This is a genomic window from Arcticibacter svalbardensis MN12-7 (assembly GCF_000403135.1).
GTDB classification, from domain to species: Bacteria; Bacteroidota; Bacteroidia; order Sphingobacteriales; family Sphingobacteriaceae; genus Arcticibacter; species Arcticibacter svalbardensis.
In genome coordinates this window covers 1-716 of record NZ_AQPN01000075.1, presented here as the reverse complement: position 1 = coordinate 716, position 716 = coordinate 1, and the positions used below count along the sequence as shown (strand labels likewise).

1 protein-coding gene is annotated in these 716 nt (G+C 49.0%); it reads left to right on the top strand.

Annotated features, from left to right (window positions below; translation table 11 throughout):
• Positions 1-161: 161 nt before the first annotated feature.
• A partial coding sequence (locus tag ADIARSV_RS09050; protein ID WP_160166651.1) for a transposase occupies positions 162-716 on the top strand: 555 nt, incomplete at its 3' end.

Genomic DNA, 716 nt, shown 5'->3' with positions numbered 1-716 from the left:
ATTACCTGCACATGGCACAGAAGAAAAAGAAAAGTACTGCCGCCATCCGCAAGGCGATCCGTAAACAGCTGGGTTATCTCAGGCGGAACCTGGGCAGCATTGATAAGCTCTTAGATCAGTACAAGGAGTTCCCGCTCAACGCTAAAGAGCAGAAGTACCTGATGGTGATCCATACCCTTTTTCAGCAACAGCAGCAGATGTTCAGCGAAAAGACCCATTCTGTGAGTGACCGTATCGTCAGCATCCATCAGCCACATGTACGTCCAATTGTAAGGGGAAAGAGTACGGCAAAGGTTGAGTTCGGAGCAAAAGTGCATGTTTCACTGGTTGATGGCTACGCTTTTTTAGATGAGCTGAGCTGGGATGCCTACAATGAAGGGAGCCATATGATGGCCTATGTGGAAAAGTATAAAACCCGCTTTGGCTATTATCCGGCAGAGATCCTTGCCGACCAGATTTATTGTAACCGAACAAACCGAAGTCTGCTCAAGGAGATGGGCATTAAGCTCCTGGCCAAACCACTCGGCAGACCATCGGCGGTGAAAAAAGAACACGTAAGGCCAGGGGAAAGGAATCCAATAGAAGGGAAATTCGGACAGGCAAAAACCGCTTACGGTTTGGACAACATCAAGGCCCGTCTGAAAGAGACCAGCGAATCCTGGATAGCCTGCATCTTTATGGTGCTTAACCTGGTCAAGTTGGCCGGGGAGGTATCC